Below are 17203 nucleotides of genomic sequence, written 5' to 3' on the forward strand. Positions count from 1 at the left end.
AATGTAAAGGCAGAAATTTAAAAATGTGGCAGACATTGGTCAAAGCTGCTGGCTTAGTGGATACTCTCAAAGGAGAGGGGCTATTTACGTTTTACTTATAAATCCTGTATTGAACTTCATCCAGAAGATTACCGCTACTGTTAATCTGTTGAAATTCTTTAAATACTTTACCACCCAAACTTTCAGCAATTTTGCAGCTAGGAATATTTCTTTTATCAACAGGATAGGAAAGATAGTTGTATTCCAAATTTGTATCTACCCAATTTTTTAACGCATACATTGCTTCTTTACCAAAACCAAAACCATGAGCCGATTTTTTGAGCCAAATTCCTAATTCCGGTGTATTAGTATTAATAGCACCAGCCTCGCAAATTCCTAAAAACTCTAAATTATCTTTCTTGAGAATTACCAACACAAGGTCAGTTTTGTTTTGTCGTTGTTGAATCATATTGTTAATGATTTCCTGGGTTTCAGCAAAACTTTCGGCTGGCTTTGGATACATGAATGTCGTGATTTCGCTAGTAAATTCACGAAAAACATCATCTGCATATTCGAGTGCAATCACTTGCATAATTAATCTTCTAGATGCTAAAAATACTGTTTCTAAATTTTCCATAAGTTAGCATACTTAGAACGGTTCAGAACCTACCCCCAAATCCTCGCCATCGGCTCAAAATATTTTAGAAAATTATATTCTGCACAGTCATATTTTGAGAAGTAATCCACAGTGATATAAAAAAACATAGTCACACTCGCCCCTTCCTCCCAGTGCTTGAGAAGTTAAAATGATCAGCGCAAGTGGAACTGAACATTACATAAAGCAAGATCTAAGCCAACAAATGAGTGGCAGCACTATTATGCTGCGGAATTTCAACCGGGAGTAATCGCCTGATCACCAGCCATCGACCCCACTAAGGACAAGCAATAGAACTTAGGAAAACCATACACAACCCTTGACTCAGACTACTCGCTCACATCCTTGCCTAGTCGTCAAGAAAAAAGCAGATTGACTGTTCAAGTAAACCTCTACAATAGGCGATGTTCCGACTGAAAACATTGATTATGAGCTTTGCTAATAAAACCATTGTGATTACAGGTGCATCAGCAGGAATTGGGCGAAAGCTGGCAATCTCCTTAGCCCAAAAAGATGCAAATTTAGTTCTGGCGGCTCGTAATCAAGAAGAATTAGAACAGACGCTGACTGCTTGCACCAAGAATCCACAGAAGGTGATTGCAGTACCTACCGATGTAACTCAAGCCCAAGCTTGTCAGCAGTTGATCGACAAAGCGATCGCCGCGTTTGGTCGGATTGATATCTTAATCAACAATGCTGGAATTGGAATGCTGACGAGTTTTGATGAAGTCACAGATCTCTCGATTTTTGAGCAGGTAATGCAGGTTAACTATCTAGGTGCGGTCTACTGTACTCATTATGCCCTACCCTATCTCAAAGCCAGTCGAGGACTATTAGTGGCAATTTCTTCAATTTGTGGTAAGACAGGTGTACCAACTCGCACAGGTTATGTTGCCAGTAAACACGCCATGCAAGGCTTCTTTGATACATTGCGAATTGAATTGCACTCAACAGGAGTAGATGTCTTAGTTGTCTCACCAGGGTTTGTCGCCACAGATATTCGGCAACGAGCGTTGGGAGCAGATGGAAAACCATTAGGCAAAAGTCCGCGTGATGAAAGCCAAGGCAATATGTCAGTGGAAGAGTGTGTACGTCAAATTATCTGGGCAATGGAGCGGCGTAAACGGGAACATATTATGACAGTGAAAGGTAAGGTAATACCTTGGGCAAAGCTAATTATGCCGGGATTGGTTGATCGTATAACTGCTGCTACCATCCGCAAAAAGACTTCCACTCATACCGTTTCACTTTAAGTTTGATACAAATAGGCCGCAGGGGGGCAGGGGAGCAGAGGGGCAGAGGAGAAATTATTTGTATCATTTATTTCTCCTCTGCCCCCCTGCTCACCAGATAAATTTGTTAACTGAACTGTATGGCACTCACTCTGCTCTAGGAATTTGATAGACTTTGGCATTCTGTAAAACAGTAACAATTGTTGCTAATAAAACTAGTAGCCAGCGATAGTATTTTTAGATTATCCTTGATAACCCTTGAACGGCTTGGCTAAATCTAAAACCAAAGAATTAGATTTTAACCTTGGAGAAAAACTTGATAGTGGTTACAACAAGAAATGACGAATTTGAATAAGTTCCAAAAATTAATAGCGATCGCAAATGAACATGGAATTAGTTGCCATGCCGCGCCAGAAGAGTGCTTGGTTGCCACCTTACCAGGAGAGGATGATTTCTTATTAGCTTTTAGTTGGTCAGGCGCAGTAGAGGGAGAGCCACCGGAGCATGAACTAATAGCAATTAGTGTACAAGATATTACTAAAGAAGTAACTGTTGCAGCTTGGCAGATTCCGGCTTATTTATTTAGCCACGTGTTAAGACAGGCACAGATGCTGGTTGCTGCCCATAAAGATTTTCTGCGGGAGCGAAATAATTCATAGATAAAAACTATACATAGCATTTGCGTTACTTACTGTCAGGGCGATGATGTATATATCTTGAGATAGATACAATGTCATGTTAAAAACCTTACGCTTGTAAAGAAATGTAAAGGCAAAAATTTAAAAATATGGCAGACATTGTTGATACTGCTGTGAATGCTGGCTCTTTTAACACTTTAGTAGCTGCTGTCAAAGCTGCGGGCTTAGTGGATACTCTCAAAGGAGAGGGGCCATTTACGGTTTTTGCGCCGACTGATGAAGCATTTGCAAAGCTTCCAGAAGGGACAGTAGATTCATTGCTCAAGGATATTCCACAACTCACGAAAATCCTGACTTATCATGTGGTTTCAGGTAAAGTGTTGGCAGCTGATGTCGTGAAGTTGAAGTCAGCTACTACCGTTGAAGGTTCTGACGTAAAAATCGATGCGTCAAATGGTGTCAAAATTAATGATGCCACTGTTGCAACACCCGATGTTGCTGCTGACAACGGAGTTATTCACGTCATTGATACAGTGTTAATTCCGGCATAAGCAAAACTCGGTAGCTGAATTTATGGTTGCAGGACAGTAATTAATTTTGGTTACTGTCCTGTAATGGTACAATTTGTTGCACAAATCAGATAACGAAAGTTTGCAAGAGATTGCTAATGGGTTGAAACAACTCAAACAGGTCTTAAAGCACAAGAATCCCAAGCTATCCGACATTAGCCCTATTTTAGAAAAGCTAGGAGAACAAACAACTACTGTAGGGCAGGAAGCAAAAAGAGGCTTTAAAGTTTTATTACATAATTTTTATCTTTACAGCCATTTCCATAAGTTAATTAATATTTAATTTACCTAAAACTATATCTGTTATTGATTCAAAGCATAGCTTTAAACCAAGCAATCCCATGTTTGGCTTTTTCTAATTTCACTGCTCTTCAAAATCCTAATCGCAAATTGGCAAATTCACCATCACACCATAAAACACTTGTGCAAGAGTTCCAATATCTAATATAAGATTTCTACATAGCCTTGGGTTCCATTAACCCGAATTCTCTGTCCGTCATTGATCAGTTTGGTAGCATTTTCTACTCCGACAACTGCGCTTATGCCATATTCACGTGCGATAACTGCTCCATGTGTCATCAGTCCACCAACTTCGGTAACTAGACCTTTTACTGATACAAACAATGGTGTCCAGCTAGGGTCAGTAAAGGAGGTGACTAATATATCTCCATCTTCTAGATCAGCATCTTCCATGTTTAAGATGACACGCGCTCGTCCCTCTATAACTCCAGAGGAAACAGGTAGACCTACAATAGCTTCGGCTGGCAGATTTTCTCGTTTGTACCGACCCGCAATGATTTCACCATCAGACGTAATAACACGTGGGGGAGTTAGCTTTTCATAGTGTTTATACTCGTCTTTTCGTTTGCTGATAATCTGGTAATCAAGTTTGTTTGTGCGTACGACTTCGCGAAATTCTTCAAAAGTGAGATAGTATATATCTTTTTGTTCATGAATAACGTTGGCTTGTACAAGTTGTTCAGCTTCTTTAAGTAAAGCCTGCTTATAAACAAAGTAGCGATTAACTATGCCGTATTTTGGATATTCACGATAACCGATGAAATTCCGGTAATGACCAATCATTCGTTTTGTCTGTTCGGCTTTTCGTTCACCATCCGATAATTGCTGCAATCGCTCTAATAACTCTTGTTCTTTTTTCAAAGCCTCCTGTCGCCCTTGCTCAAATTTCCGCTTGCTGGCATTAGGCTCAAAGTTTTTGATGTTACTGAGAATGATGGGGACAAGTGTAGTTGGTTTTTCGCTCCAACGAGTTTTCGTAATATCGATTTCCCCAACACATCGCATTCCGTATTTGTTGAGATAAGCACAGATAGCGTCCCTGGCTTCCTTTCCCCCATTAAACTTAACCAGTTCATCCAAAAAGCTATCATCTTTTATCTGTTGTAAATAATCAATTACTTCAGGATAAGGACGAATCACATCCGCGACATCCAATAGTTCTAAACCCATTTCTGAAGTAATATTGTTGGGTACAGATTGAGAAAGCGTGTCTGCTACGTTTTTTTCATCTAACCACTCCTGCATTTTTTCATTGAGCCATGATGAAGCATTCATAGCAGTCATAATCACACCAAAACTTTGTGGATCAAATAAACTCTTCTTTAATTTCTGGATATCTTCTTGAATAAAATTAAATAAATCCGCGCCTGACTTCGTTTGGATGTTATGTTTTAACTCTTCTATCGATGCTTGATTACTCTTGATTAACTCAGAAACGATTGTCGGATCGTATTCGTTTAGTGTTTGAAAATCCGCAGGCGATCGCGATTTATTGCTTTTACTGGAATTCAGTTCTTGTTGATCATCTGGTAACGATTTTATCAAATCTCCTCGCTCTATGATGGTCATCAATGCGTCCCTTATAAGCGGATCGGATTTCCCAAGAACGTTTACTAGAATGTCTCTTTTAACGGGTGAAGCCAAATCAGGTGTAATATCAACAAACAACCTTCCACCAGCTTTAAGCATGGGTCGAGCAGCTGTTAACTGGAATAAAGACAATCCTAATGGTTTGATGGGGTCAGTCATCATTTGTTGATGACCAACAGATACATAAACGTGATTTTCCCGATCATTTGCTTCAGGAATAGGATATAAAGTCGTGATGGGGCGACTCTGGACAATATGAAATGTGTCATCAACCAAACACCATTCGATGTCCTGGGGGTGTCCGAAATGTTCTTCAATCTTCCTACCGATGCGCTCAAGCTGCAAAATCTGCTCGTCTGTCAGTGCTTGCCTGTTCTGGCGTTCAGGCTCAATCTCCTGTTCTTTCGTACCGCCATCTTTTAAGGCGTAAATAGCCAATTTTTTGGTGGGTATCTTCTTATCGATCACCTGGCCGTTACGCACTTTATAGATATCAGCATTCACCAGACCTCTAACCAAGGCTTCACCAAGTCCGAAGCCCGCATCAATGGATAACACCTTCCTATTACAAGTGACGGGATCGGCAGTAAACAAAATTCCTGTTACCTGCGGGAAGACCATCTTCTGAACAACCACAGACAGGTAAACTTTACGGTGATCGAAGCCGTTTTGGAGGCGGTAAATTACTGCTCTCTCGGTAAATAGCGATGCCCAGCACTTGCTGATATGCTTTAGAATTGCCTCCTTTCCAATAATGTTCAAATACGTATCCTGCTGACCTGCAAAAGAGGCTGTCGGTAAATCCTCAGCAGTTGCGCTGGATCTTACGGCATAGGCATTTTTTTCATCAAGCCTGGCGAGGAGACAGGTAATCTCTTCATTAATATCTTGAGGCATGGCTATTCCTTCGATAACCCTACGAATCTTACCGCTAAGTTCACCGATTTTATTTCGGTCTTCCACCAATAGATGCGATAACTGATCGAGTAATTCATTAATCGAAAGCGTTTCCCCAATGATTCTTTTAAAAGCTTCAGTAGAAATACAAAAACCATCCGGTACGAGTATTCCTTCAATCTTGGTAAGTTCCCCCAGGTTCGCGCCTTTACCCCCAACAACCTTGAGTTTTGTTTTATCAATATCTTGAAAACAAAGTACAAATGAACTCATCAGTTGCCCTCCTTTGGCAATTCATACTTTGGTAATTTTGACTGCATCACAACCTCTAGACTCTTGAAGGTCGGTGTGCATGGACGTTGGGCGTTGTTATGCGGCGATCGCTACCGCTACCGCGATGCGATCGTGTTTTTTTGGATGCCAATCTGCTCAGTTCAGGGAATAAACAAAACAGTCATCGTCAATTGTCAGCCAAAACGTTCAGAGAAGCGGTGAGCGCGAGTATTGCTGGCAAGTGGATCGATAATTTGGACAAATCCGACTTCAATTATTGGCTGACGGCATTTTGGTAAACTTGGGTAAATCTGGATTCATATAATCCCACGGCTGGGCACTAGCGGTATAAATATCCATTCCAGGTTGAAACCAGCTTGGGTCGTCAAGGCTGCCTGCAAGAATGGCTATCAGTTCGAGATTCGGCGGTTTACTAAATAATCGAGAACCACAGTTTGGACAAAATCCACGACCGACTGTGGCTCCACTATCGCCGATGACCTCGTAATATTTAACCTCTCCAGAGATCGTGACGGCAGCGCGTGGTACCAGAAGTGCCGACGCAAATGCGCTACCAGTTGCCCTCTGGCAATCGCGACAATGGCAATTGCCCATAACAATTGGCTCTACCGAACATTCGTAGCGGATAGTTCCACATAAACAACCACCTGTAAAAGGTACTTTCATCCTAGTTCTCCTGTATTTTCCGTAACCCACTGGACGAGTTGAATGACGACACCATTCGGATCTGTCACCTGAAAGAATCTCTCCCCAAGGCTCAGTCTCGATCGCAGTTGTAATGGGTACACCTTCTGATTGGATTCCCATATATTCTCGATCAATGTCATCTACCACAAGGATAATAAGCAGACCGTCCGCTCGATGTTAAATTACCAAAATATTTGTGGAATCAATCGCAGGCTGAGTTGACAGTGTGGCGATTAGAACTTGACGGCTAGAGCCTGTATCGTCAACATCAAAGAACAGACTGCCGGAAGCTCGATTGTAAATAAAGCGATCGCTTTCGTCATTGCTACACAACGAGAAATCAGGACTTATAGATTTTTATTTTTTCGTATGAAACCACCCTGCTTTTGAAGGGGAGCCAGCGCTGTGGTCGGGTTTCCCGACTTGCGGCGACTGGCGTGGATTTAGGGGGGAATGGCACTAAGAAAACGTGAAACGTCGTCAGGGCAGGGTGTTGGAGGTAGGGTGTGGGGTTTAGGGAAAATCAAGAACAATAAATATAAGTACGGACACAAATCAATCTCTGACTCAAGCTAAGAACTTTTGCAAATCCCTCTTAGCTTGGGTGCTTTGAGGGATTTTGGGTATTGAGGATTTTTGAAGTGCTAGGTTAAATTACTTGCTTTCTGGACTGCTTGCTTTAACTCTTCAAAGGTAATACTACCGTCTTCATCTGAATCATACTGTACTAGCAACTCTTGGGGGCTAGTAGTATTTGTTTGTGATGAGATGACTGCACTTAAGCCAGGACTTAAAAAAAGCTCATTAATGGAGATTTTGCCATCTTGATCGCGATCTAAGTTATTAAAAAGAGATTTAAGCTCTTGCTCGGTTGTCATAAGTTTTTACCTGAATTAATCTTTTACTTTAATATCTCAAAATAAAACAAACTTATATCCTCAGATGTAGAAATAGGTATCGCTGGGGATGAGATTAGTGGAATGGGATGAACGGTATCTTGTTCTGGCTTAACGAGTGCAGGAGTTATAACATGATTTGTTTCTCCTAAATTTTCTGATTTAAATCTTAGTTGTTCTTGTTCAAAGTGGGCGCGGCTATAAAGTGTACAATTTCCCCGTTTTGGTTGCGACACAATGACCTATATTTGGGTATCATCCTAATTGGTACTACTACCAATTAGGGCGATAAATTACATAGTGCCAACCATTTCCCTCAAACCCATGTTCTATTCCAAAACTCATCTGTATTTTTGAAAGTTCTGTGGAACTTAATTTAGGAATCACAAACCGAATATTCGTAAATGTATAAGACTCTCCATAATTGAGACGATTTTTTTGCAATACTTCAAACCTGGAATCAGGAAACTTTTCCCATTTTTGAGGTGTGCCATAATAGGAAAGAAAAAATTTAAGAGAACGAAGATAAGTGAATTTTTTGTTAGGAAGATAATTATAAACAGTTGCCTTTTTTACAATTACTTCCACATAGTCAGAAAGAACGCGATACTCTCCCTCAAATGTTCCCTTCATTCCCATATCAGGGTATGGGTAAGAACTGTCTAAAGAAGATACATAAAAAGAGACAGGCTGGGAATTTGAGGAAGATTTTAGTTGTGAAGGGGATGGCTCTGATTTTAACTCTGGAGTTGGAGTAACAAGGACTTGACTGGGGCTAGATTTAATAAAAAATCGAGGGATTTGAATCCCCACTAATCCCAGCAAAACAATTACGCCTACTATCACTCCTGCTCTCCCAGTCGTTAATGACTGATTTTTTAATTGAATAATTGGGATAGATTTGAGTGCTTTCAAAGCAATATCAGCATTCGGAAAGCGATTTTCGAGCTTCTGAGAAACCATCTTTTCTAACCATCTAACAAACTTATGGTTTAACCCAGGTAAATGCTGCTTGACTTTTAGGCGATAATTCTCATCTATTAATTGACCGATATCGCTTGATTTAGTCTGCGTTAACAAGGCAATCAAGGTCATCCCAAGACTGTAAAGGTCAGACGCTTCTGTCAGTTGACGATTGAATAATTGTTCGGGTGGCATAAAGCCTAACGTGCCTTTAATGACACTACTTGCAGTTAGTTCTCTTCCTCCGATTTGAGCAAATCCAAAATCTACTAAGTAAACTTTTATCTCTTGTCCAAAACAATTAACCAAAATATTTTCAGGTTTAATGTCCCGATGAATTACTGCGGGATTTCTCTGTTGCAAGTATACTAAAATCTGTAAAATAGCAAGTGCAATTTGCTTAACTTCTGCCGGACTGAAGTATCGTTGCTTGACTAAGGAAAGGGCTTTTTTATATTCCTGAACTAGGCAAAAGCCAGCAGGAGTTTCAAATGAATTGAGGTAACGAGGAATATTCGGATGATGGAGTTGTTTGAGTATCTCGGCTTCTTTTTCATATGCCTTGTAGTCTGACCAATTAGAACCAGACTGAGCAAACTGAAACTGCTTGATAACGACAGAAATTTCCGTATGTATGTCCGTTGCTAAGTAGGTTACACGACCGCCTGCGTGATTTTGTCCTAGCTCTCGTTCGACTCGATAGCCGTGAGCGCAGAAATCTGGTAAGTTGCTCATCAGCTTAAAAATTAAACATAGCTCTAATTAATACTGAATCTTTTTATAACATTAAAATATCAGACTGACCAGGGATGGCGATTGCTATAATGCTGACCTCGTTTTATCAAAACTTTTTAGAAAAATATCTCAATAAACAATACCTTTGCCAAAATAAGAGCCTACAAAAATTTTGGCAAAGGTATTGTTTACTTATCCTTCTTCTGTGACTTTCCGGGAGGGCAATCGCTATAAGCCTCACCAGGCAAGCAATACACGTTATTTAAAGCCACGACCAGTATGTGGAACATGAATAAGTTTTTTCGGCTTGTGAGTCACATAAATATCACTTTCTAGTTCTGGCTTTTCTTCTTCCTGCTTCGCAAAAGCACCTGACTGAGTGAGGTCTTGAATCAGTTCATCAATTAGGGTAGTAGTAACGTGCGCCATGAGGAAAATATGTGAGTACTGGCGCTTTTGACCTTTCACATACAAAGTCTCACTCGATAGGGAATATTTAAAGACAATATCATCATTGGCACGTTTGAAGCGGATAGTAAGTGATAGTGGCGTATGTTGCACCCACAAATCCTCGCCTAGTTTTTCTTCCAACGCCTTTAATTGTAAATATGCATAATTAGCAATATTTTCCGTATAAAGTACCTTATTAACCTGGGCTTCGTAAGAATTTTTTGCTAAGTAATCCCAAAGAAGCATAGCTGAGAAGCCATTGCGAGAGCCAGCAAAAGTAGTATCTTGAGAACCTATATATTCTGGATCGTCGGGTGGACGCAGCTGATATTTTGTTTTGGTCATATAAATGCCGCATGGTAATGGTGCGCCGATCCACTTGTGTCCGCTCATAGCGATCGAGTGTACAAAGGGCAGACGAAAATCAAAGTTCGGCCCACGCTGCGAAATTTTGCCCATGTTATACGCCATTTCAATGAATGGCATATAGGCAGCACCAAGCGCACCATCCACATGGAACCAATAGCCATTGCGAATATCGTATTTGGTTGGATCTCCGGAATCGTAATATACCTTACGCTCGTCAAGACCATATTTTTTTAAAATCGGAAGCAGAGCTTTGCCTGCTGCTTCTACATCGTCGTAGGCACCTTTAAATGTAGTGCCGTAGTTGAAGCACACGAGAATAGGATATCCCTTGGCGGCAAAAAACTCGACGAGCTTGCACAGTGCTTCAATATCAATCGAGCCAGGCCCATCGTTTCCACCTTGGGATGGCACTTCTTTTGGCCAGGGATGACCGGGTGCTAGTGGATTTTCTTGGGGATATTTTTCAGTACCAATCTCGTAGAAATTCTGCATAGCCATCACGCGCATGGCTTTGATAATTGAGTAGTGCGTGTCTTCTGAATAAAATGCAACTGGAGTGTGGGCGTTTGGATTTTCCTCTAAAATCCGTGCCTGCTGATACATGAGACGGCGCGGTACTGAGCGTGGCTGACCTGATAAACTAGCTTTTCTGGCTTCTTCTTCGACAGTAGGGTCATTGAGTAAGAACTTACCAGCTAGATAGTCACGTCCGTTCCACAAACCGTATAAGTTACCTTCCGTGCAACCCATCGTTAGGACATAACCCCAGTAAGATTCTAGATCGTTAGGATCGTGAGGCCAACGCGCATTCCACAGCGAGGCGTAATAATCCAGTACGGCGCGTTCCATAAACTTGCTGTTAACGGTGAAATTGCCACTTTGGAAAGGGTCGCCAACGTTATTGATGTGGTAATTGAGGTACTGTTTCAAGTCTTGTTCGTAGTTGAAGCTTTGGTTGACTTGATAGCCAAGAAAGTGAGCTTTCTGCACCAACTCATATTTCTGCAATTGGCTGAGTGCGGCTGTGCGTTGTTCGGGAGACAAGCCTGTTGAAGATAGAGCAAAGTTTTTGTAAGTAATACCAGATACTGTAGGGTACGCAGAGCATGAATCTTTCGTTGGAGGTGAGACGATCGCAGTGCCATCAAGCATAACAGAATCGAACACAGTTTCCTGCCAGAATCCTACTTGTGACATTAAAAGCAGGTTATTTTCCGGATTGTTTCGATTCTTTTCATCACTTATGCTCATAATCTCCTCCAAGCAGCTTTGTTGTTGAACAAAGAATAATTGCAGAAATGTCTAAACTCAAGGTCGATGATGTCCCTCAAACCCCTTGATTAGGTCTAATGCTGAGTTCCAGAATATAGTTATAGAAAAACAATATGAGGAATTCGTGAAGAAAATCTTATTTTCACCTCGATACGAACTCTTGAAGCTAAACAAATATATTTAGACAGATGTGAAGGCAAATAGAGATAGGCGTTGAACCCTCATAAATTGGCTAAGGTATGAAATTTTATGACATTTAATCTTAAATTCTGGCGATCGCAACCTCTAAAACAGGGGCTAGAAGTTAAAGATAAACTTCTGCCTCCTGCCTTCTGCCTTTAACTAATAGGTGGCAAAGTATTGCTTTCCAACCAGTAGTCAACAAATGCCTGAACTGTCTTTTGCAGTTCTTGAGCATCCATCGGCTTGACTAAATAACCATTGGCTCCTTTCTGGTAGCAAAATTCAATGTCTTTCGGGTTGGATGAGGTGGTAAAAACAACAATGGGGATTTTTTTGAAACATATGTCTTGCTTCAGCCGTTCTAGAATGTCACGGCCATCAATCCCTGGTAAATTCAGGTCAAGCAAGATAACAGAGGGCTTTGGTGTGCCATTGGGGTTTTGAGAACTTTCTTCTTGATAAAGAAAATCCAACACCTCGTCCCCATTTGTACATCTATATATGGGGTTCTGGACAGCCATCCGCCGCATCAGGCGTTGCAGCATTTTAAAGTCTTCATTGCTATCCTCAACAACCAACAGAGGTTTGTTAAGTTTTTCTGTCATCAGAGATTTTAAAAAATGTAACAAAAATTTTTAACTATCTTAAACTATTGACCCAAGGTGAAATAAAACGTGGAACCAATACCTACACTAGATTCCACCCAAATTTGACCACTGTGTAACTCAACAATTTTTTTAGAAATGGCTAGTCCTGCGCCTGTGCCGCCACCGTACTTTTCTTGAGAGTGCAGCCGTTTAAATAGTCTAAAGATGGTTTGGTAATGATGCTCGTGAATACCAATACTATTATCTTTGACATAAAAAACGGGGTATGAGGTATTTTTACGGATATTTGGTGATTCTTGCTGGCTGATAAAGCCAATTTCAATCAAAGCTTCTGGTTTATCATTATATTTCAAGGCATTGATGATTAAATTACTAAAAACTTCGTTGATTAGTACCGAGTCACATTGAACTGTTGGTAAAGGCCGAGGAATGTGAACATTAATTTGAGCCTCTTGACGACTAGCATTAATCACATCAATTACTTGGTTCACCAATTCATTGAGATTAGTAAGTGTTAGATGGAGTTGTGTTTGCCCTAATTGCGAAAGACGCAACAGAGAATTAATCAGAGTTTCCATCCGTACAGACAAAGCAAGTACAGTCTGCAAGTAGTCAAGCCCGTCTTCATCGAGAACTGCGGCATAATCTTCGATTAAAATTGTCGAGAAGTTATAAATGCCACGCAACGGTTCTTTAAGGTCGTGAGAAGCCGCATAAGCAAAAGAAGCGAGTTCGCGGTTACTGCGTTCTAACTCTTGGTTGATTTTGGCTAATTCCTCAGCTTTTGAAAGCACAATTCCAACGATCGCATTTTTCAAGGTCAAAGCATTATCAATCTCACACTGTTTCCAAGGTAGAGAAGTTAATTGTACTGTTTCTTGCCATTGTTCAAAGGATGTGCGCGGACACAGGATAACGCTACCATCCGCATTTGTCTGTATTGACGCGTTGGGATTGCCTGCCCAGTTGACAGTTTGTAGAACTTCGGGACGAAACCAGAGAATATAGTAACGCTGAATTTGGGAAATTCGTAATAATAGCAATCCACTGGCAGTATTTTTATATTGAATTGCCTCTGGGTAAAGTTTAGGCAGTGAATCAGTAGCAAAGATGCGTTGACTAACTTGATTATCTACCCAAGCAATCAGCGATCGCACTTGTTCTATATCTGGTGTTTCACCCACCAGCGTGATTTCATTATCCAAACATACCGCCGCCCCTGTCGCACTGACAAGGGCTAATAAACTAGGTTGAGGCTTAACTAAGGCATCAATAAAATTATCCGCCTGGGAAATTAACTCTACAAATTCAGATTGCAGAGATTTCAGCTTCACTTCATAATCTAGTTCTGAGTGAATAACTTTATGTCCTAACTCTAAGGACACAATCTGACCTAAAAATTCGCAGATTTTCCGCACTTCATAAGTTAGATACTTCGGGGTTTGATGATGGCAAGAAATTAACCCCCACAACTGCTGATTTTTAATTAAAGCAATCACCAAAATCGCTGCTGCACCCATATTTTGATGGTATGCCACGCAGCAGGGATCAACACTCCGCAGTACAGACCAGCTTAAATCAACGGGTGTAGTGTCGGCTGAATTTTGTGAAATTAACTCCACAGGTTGGGCTGTGAAATTAGGAATAAAGCGCAGCAAACACTGCATATATAACTGTCTTGCTGGTTCAGGGATATCGGTTGCTGGATAGTGAAGCCCTAAATAAGGCGGTAACTCTTCTCGTTTGACTTCAGCAACCACCGAACCCGCACCCTGTTCATCAAATTGATAGACCATTACTCGGTCAAAAGCAGTGATTTTGCGGTATTCTGAGGCAACCAAATGCAAAAATTCTTCTAGGTTTGAGGTGTTTTGCAAATTTGCGATCGCTTCACTTACCAAACCATGAAAACCTAAAAAACTGACCTCATCATCACTGTCTCTTGGTTCTAGTTCCAAAATTATCGCATTGGTTGTGCGATGAGCAATACCATCAAAGTATCGCTCTCCATTTACAGTTGCGATCGGTATTTTTAAAGTTGTGACACTACCAATTTTTTTCTCTAAGCACTGTTTGATAGCGGCTACCTGTTGAGTAGCAAGTAAACAACCAAGCCGTTGACCGAGTAACTCTTGGGGTTGTTTATCCAAATATTTCTCGGTGTTGTTGCTAACTTGCCAAATATCTAACTCAGTATCGAGTGCGAGTAATAAACCATGAGGTTGTATCGACCCAGACAGATGAATCGGTTGGTCATGGCTGTTCCAAGAAGTAGTTTCAGTGATGTCTTCAGAACTCATGGTGTGAATAATTAAAGTTTAACTGATGACACTGCACTAAATCACAGATACAAATTATTCTGCCTTGTTCTTGCTACTGATTTGTAGGGGTTAAAAACTAAATTAAGAATTCATGATAAAACAGCCAGAATGGAATGAAACTGGGCCAAGATAAGTTTTTACTTCGTATTCAAACGATCACCACGGATTGAACACTCTGCGCCATTACTCACTTTTCTTGAACATAAATAATAAAAAGTGATTTTGAGTGATTTGACTATGATTTTTGGTGCAAGTAAGAAAAATTTCTGCTTACTTACTTCAAAGATTGATTTAGCTAGTTTTGTGTAGGAGAGATCTCGCACCCTCTTGGCAAGACATTGGCTCATATGAGCAATTCACTCTGTGTTCTAACTTAGAATTATGCAATAAGCTAGAACGAACTATAGAAAACTCGGACTCGTACCTCACCAAGCGACCTGAATCCTGTAATTTCCTAACAATATTATTCATGAAATACTTGCTGTCAAACGCTTTTTAAAGGTTAATATTTTCCTTTAATATTACAAAATTTAAGTTTAGAAAATCAGCTTTTTGTTTCTTATCTCCTATAGTTATATTCCAATTTTTTTCCATAAAATCCAAAAGCTTTATCCCTCTTTCCAATATTTCTTTAGCAGTCCATTCATGATATTTGCTGACTTCTATTTCTGAATAAGATCCATATTCATATCCAATAATGCTATCAATCCCTGAGACTTTTTCCGAAAAACATTTATTTTGAAAAGTCGAATTTTTTGGTTGTGAAAGAGGTAATAGATTACCTAAAGAATGTCTTAATATGCTTTTTTCTCTAGAATTATAGTTACTAAATTTTGCAGTCCAACATTCCTTTCTTGGATTTTGTGGATATATATGTTCAATAGTTTTATAATCAAAATCATTTTCAGTCTCATTTTCATTTCCATTTTCAATAAACTCATACCAATTCATTTTATCCCTTTTAGTTTTTGATTGATTTTGTAAATGTAATTCATACTCATAAAGAAAATACTTTATGCCCTGCCATTTATAAAATCCTTCATTTCTAAAGGCAGCTTTTATTTTTTCAAGCCATTCTTTATTATTAATAATGTTTTGACGCTTGTCTTCTATCTCCTTTACTAACTTTTCAACTGTTAGAGTATTCTTACTCAAAGCAGTTGCCCAGTTTAAAAAAGTAACAGGGTGAATTATAGTGATTGAATAGTAATAATCGTTAGATAACAACAACAAAAAGCTCAGTCTTTCTAAACTTTTTAAAAAATTAATTCTTTTGATAGGATCGTTTTCCTTAGAAAAGAAAACCATAATCAAAGTTGTATCTAATAGAATAGAACCTTTACTTCTTATCCTATTTAACTTATTGAGCCAAAATTTTTCTGGTTCTGAAAAATTACTATCGTTTGGATTAAAAATTTTGTACCAAATTTCGACAGAATTTTTTAAACTTTGGACATAATTATAGACATCAGTCAATGTAAGATTATTATTTTTGTTATTATTTTCTGTAGATCCGGGAGGTAACAATATATTTTTACTAGTGAATTTTTTCTCTAATAAATATGTTGAATAATATTCTTTATGAATTCTTAGTCTTCTAATACTGATTGAGAATTTTTCAACTGTATCATCACCTGCTATTATTTCATCAAAATAAGTGATATAATGGTTGAATAGGAAATCATCATCATCCAAAGGATTATTCCTGTTTCTCCCTAAATTATAGTATATAGATTTCCAAGATTCATTAATACTAGTCCTTGATTTTTCTTGTTCATATAAATCAACATTAAATTTGGTGGATAAGTATATTAATCGATTCTTTAATAATTCCAAATAAGATAGTGGCTTTCCTCTATTGTTCATTGTTTCAAAAGTTACGCAAACATCTATGTCACTTGAAATAGTATATATATTAAATAGTAAATGCTGAGTTAGTTTGCGGTAAATCTCTTCTTTTTGCTCAGAGTTAAATAACTTTATTTTATCTATAAAAAAGTTTTTCGCATCCTCTAAATTATGAGTATAAATTGTATTGTGATGAAGAGTAATCATATCGGATTTCTCCCCAAAAATTTGGGTTTTCAAAAACTCATAACTCGGATTATCTTTTTCATAACCGAAAATGTATGATCTGGATATACCATCATCTTTTGAATCAAATATAAATTTCTTTTTAATTTCATAAGTGGTAGTATAATTTAATTTTTCATGTTCACTTGTGCATTCCAGAATAGCTTGAATTAAAATTATAGCTGTTGTTAACCTTTGCTGCCCATCGACAACAAAATATGGTTCATAGCTTTTAGATTCTATAATCCATAAGTCATCTTTCCAGTCTTTTTGTAAAGACTTATTAACTTCTTCTAAAGTTAAAACACCTAAATAGTGATTTTTACCTTTATCTAATTGTTCTAAATCACCCCAAAACTCTTTTAATTGTTTTTCTGTCCAGGCATAGCCTCTCTGATAGTCTGGTATTCTATAAAGTTTTTCTGTAAAGATTTTAGATAGGGAATTTAAGCTTTTATCCACAGTGTTGAGTTTTTGAATAGTATCAATTTA

16 protein-coding genes are annotated in these 17203 nt (G+C 39.0%); 5 read left to right on the forward strand and 11 right to left on the reverse strand.

What is annotated here, in order from left to right:
* Window positions 1-91 precede the first annotated feature (91 nt).
* Window positions 92-616, reverse strand: coding sequence for a GNAT family N-acetyltransferase (locus tag H6G76_RS00100; RefSeq protein WP_190694051.1), 525 nt, complete (start codon window positions 614-616; stop codon window positions 92-94).
* A gap of 446 nt (window positions 617-1062) precedes the next feature.
* On the opposite strand from H6G76_RS00100, the gene H6G76_RS00105 reads away from it, so the two are divergent.
* From H6G76_RS00105 to H6G76_RS00120, 4 genes are all read left to right on the forward strand, one after another.
* Entirely contained in the window at window positions 1063-1887 is an 825-nt protein-coding gene (locus tag H6G76_RS00105; RefSeq protein WP_190694052.1) for an SDR family oxidoreductase, read from the forward strand.
* A 317-nt stretch (window positions 1888-2204) separates the two neighbouring features.
* A complete protein-coding gene (locus H6G76_RS00110) occupies window positions 2205-2525 on the forward strand; it encodes a hypothetical protein (RefSeq protein ID WP_190694053.1) in 321 nt (106 codons plus the stop codon).
* Window positions 2526-2653: 128 nt separating this feature from the next.
* Window positions 2654-3055 carry a fasciclin domain-containing protein gene (locus H6G76_RS00115; RefSeq protein WP_190694054.1) on the forward strand — a complete coding sequence of 134 codons (402 nt, stop codon included), beginning with the start codon at window positions 2654-2656 and terminating at the stop codon, window positions 3053-3055.
* 76 nt (window positions 3056-3131) lie between these two features.
* A complete protein-coding gene (locus H6G76_RS00120; protein ID WP_190694055.1) occupies window positions 3132-3356 on the forward strand; it encodes a hypothetical protein in 225 nt (74 codons plus the stop codon).
* 158 nt (window positions 3357-3514) lie between these two features.
* Here the strand turns inward: H6G76_RS00120 and ppsA are convergent, their stop codons facing one another.
* Window positions 3515-6133: a phosphoenolpyruvate synthase gene (gene ppsA / locus H6G76_RS00125; RefSeq protein WP_190694056.1), complete on the reverse strand. Its 2619-nt coding sequence runs from the start codon at window positions 6131-6133 to the stop codon at window positions 3515-3517.
* A 63-nt stretch (window positions 6134-6196) separates the two neighbouring features.
* Between ppsA and H6G76_RS00130 the strand changes: the two genes are divergently transcribed.
* Window positions 6197-6355, forward strand: a complete 159-nt coding sequence (locus H6G76_RS00130; RefSeq protein WP_190694057.1) for a hypothetical protein — start codon at window positions 6197-6199, stop codon at window positions 6353-6355.
* A 48-nt stretch (window positions 6356-6403) separates the two neighbouring features.
* Here the strand turns inward: H6G76_RS00130 and H6G76_RS00135 are convergent, their stop codons facing one another.
* From H6G76_RS00135 to H6G76_RS37980, 9 genes are all read right to left on the reverse strand, one after another.
* Window positions 6404-6961, reverse strand: a complete 558-nt coding sequence (locus tag H6G76_RS00135) for a GFA family protein (RefSeq protein WP_242056272.1) — start codon at window positions 6959-6961, stop codon at window positions 6404-6406.
* 57 nt (window positions 6962-7018) lie between these two features.
* Entirely contained in the window at window positions 7019-7174 is a 156-nt protein-coding gene (locus tag H6G76_RS00145; protein WP_190694059.1) for a hypothetical protein, read from the reverse strand.
* Window positions 7175-7485: 311 nt separating this feature from the next.
* Window positions 7486-7719, reverse strand: a complete 234-nt coding sequence (locus H6G76_RS00150; RefSeq protein WP_190694060.1) for an EF-hand domain-containing protein — start codon at window positions 7717-7719, stop codon at window positions 7486-7488.
* A 23-nt stretch (window positions 7720-7742) separates the two neighbouring features.
* Complete coding sequence (locus H6G76_RS00155) at window positions 7743-7973, reverse strand: hypothetical protein (protein WP_190694061.1); 231 nt, start codon at window positions 7971-7973, stop codon at window positions 7743-7745.
* Window positions 7974-8010: 37 nt separating this feature from the next.
* Complete coding sequence (locus H6G76_RS00160; protein ID WP_190694062.1) at window positions 8011-9435, reverse strand: serine/threonine-protein kinase; 1425 nt, start codon at window positions 9433-9435, stop codon at window positions 8011-8013.
* Window positions 9436-9693: 258 nt separating this feature from the next.
* Window positions 9694-11421, reverse strand: a complete 1728-nt coding sequence (locus H6G76_RS36805; protein ID WP_199337208.1) for a pyridoxal-dependent decarboxylase — start codon at window positions 11419-11421, stop codon at window positions 9694-9696.
* 443 nt (window positions 11422-11864) lie between these two features.
* Window positions 11865-12314: a response regulator gene (locus H6G76_RS00170; RefSeq protein ID WP_190694063.1), complete on the reverse strand. Its 450-nt coding sequence runs from the start codon at window positions 12312-12314 to the stop codon at window positions 11865-11867.
* 44 nt (window positions 12315-12358) lie between these two features.
* Window positions 12359-14617, reverse strand: a complete 2259-nt coding sequence (locus tag H6G76_RS00175; RefSeq protein WP_190694069.1) for an ATP-binding protein — start codon at window positions 14615-14617, stop codon at window positions 12359-12361.
* Window positions 14618-15133: 516 nt separating this feature from the next.
* Window positions 15134-17173 carry a DUF262 domain-containing protein gene (locus H6G76_RS37980; RefSeq protein WP_190694071.1) on the reverse strand — a complete coding sequence of 680 codons (2040 nt, stop codon included), beginning with the start codon at window positions 17171-17173 and terminating at the stop codon, window positions 15134-15136.
* Between the last annotated feature and the right edge of the window lie 30 nt (window positions 17174-17203).

Origin of the sequence: Nostoc sp. FACHB-152, assembly GCF_014697475.1 — a bacterium.
GTDB lineage: Bacteria > Cyanobacteriota > Cyanobacteriia > Cyanobacteriales > Nostocaceae > Nostoc_B.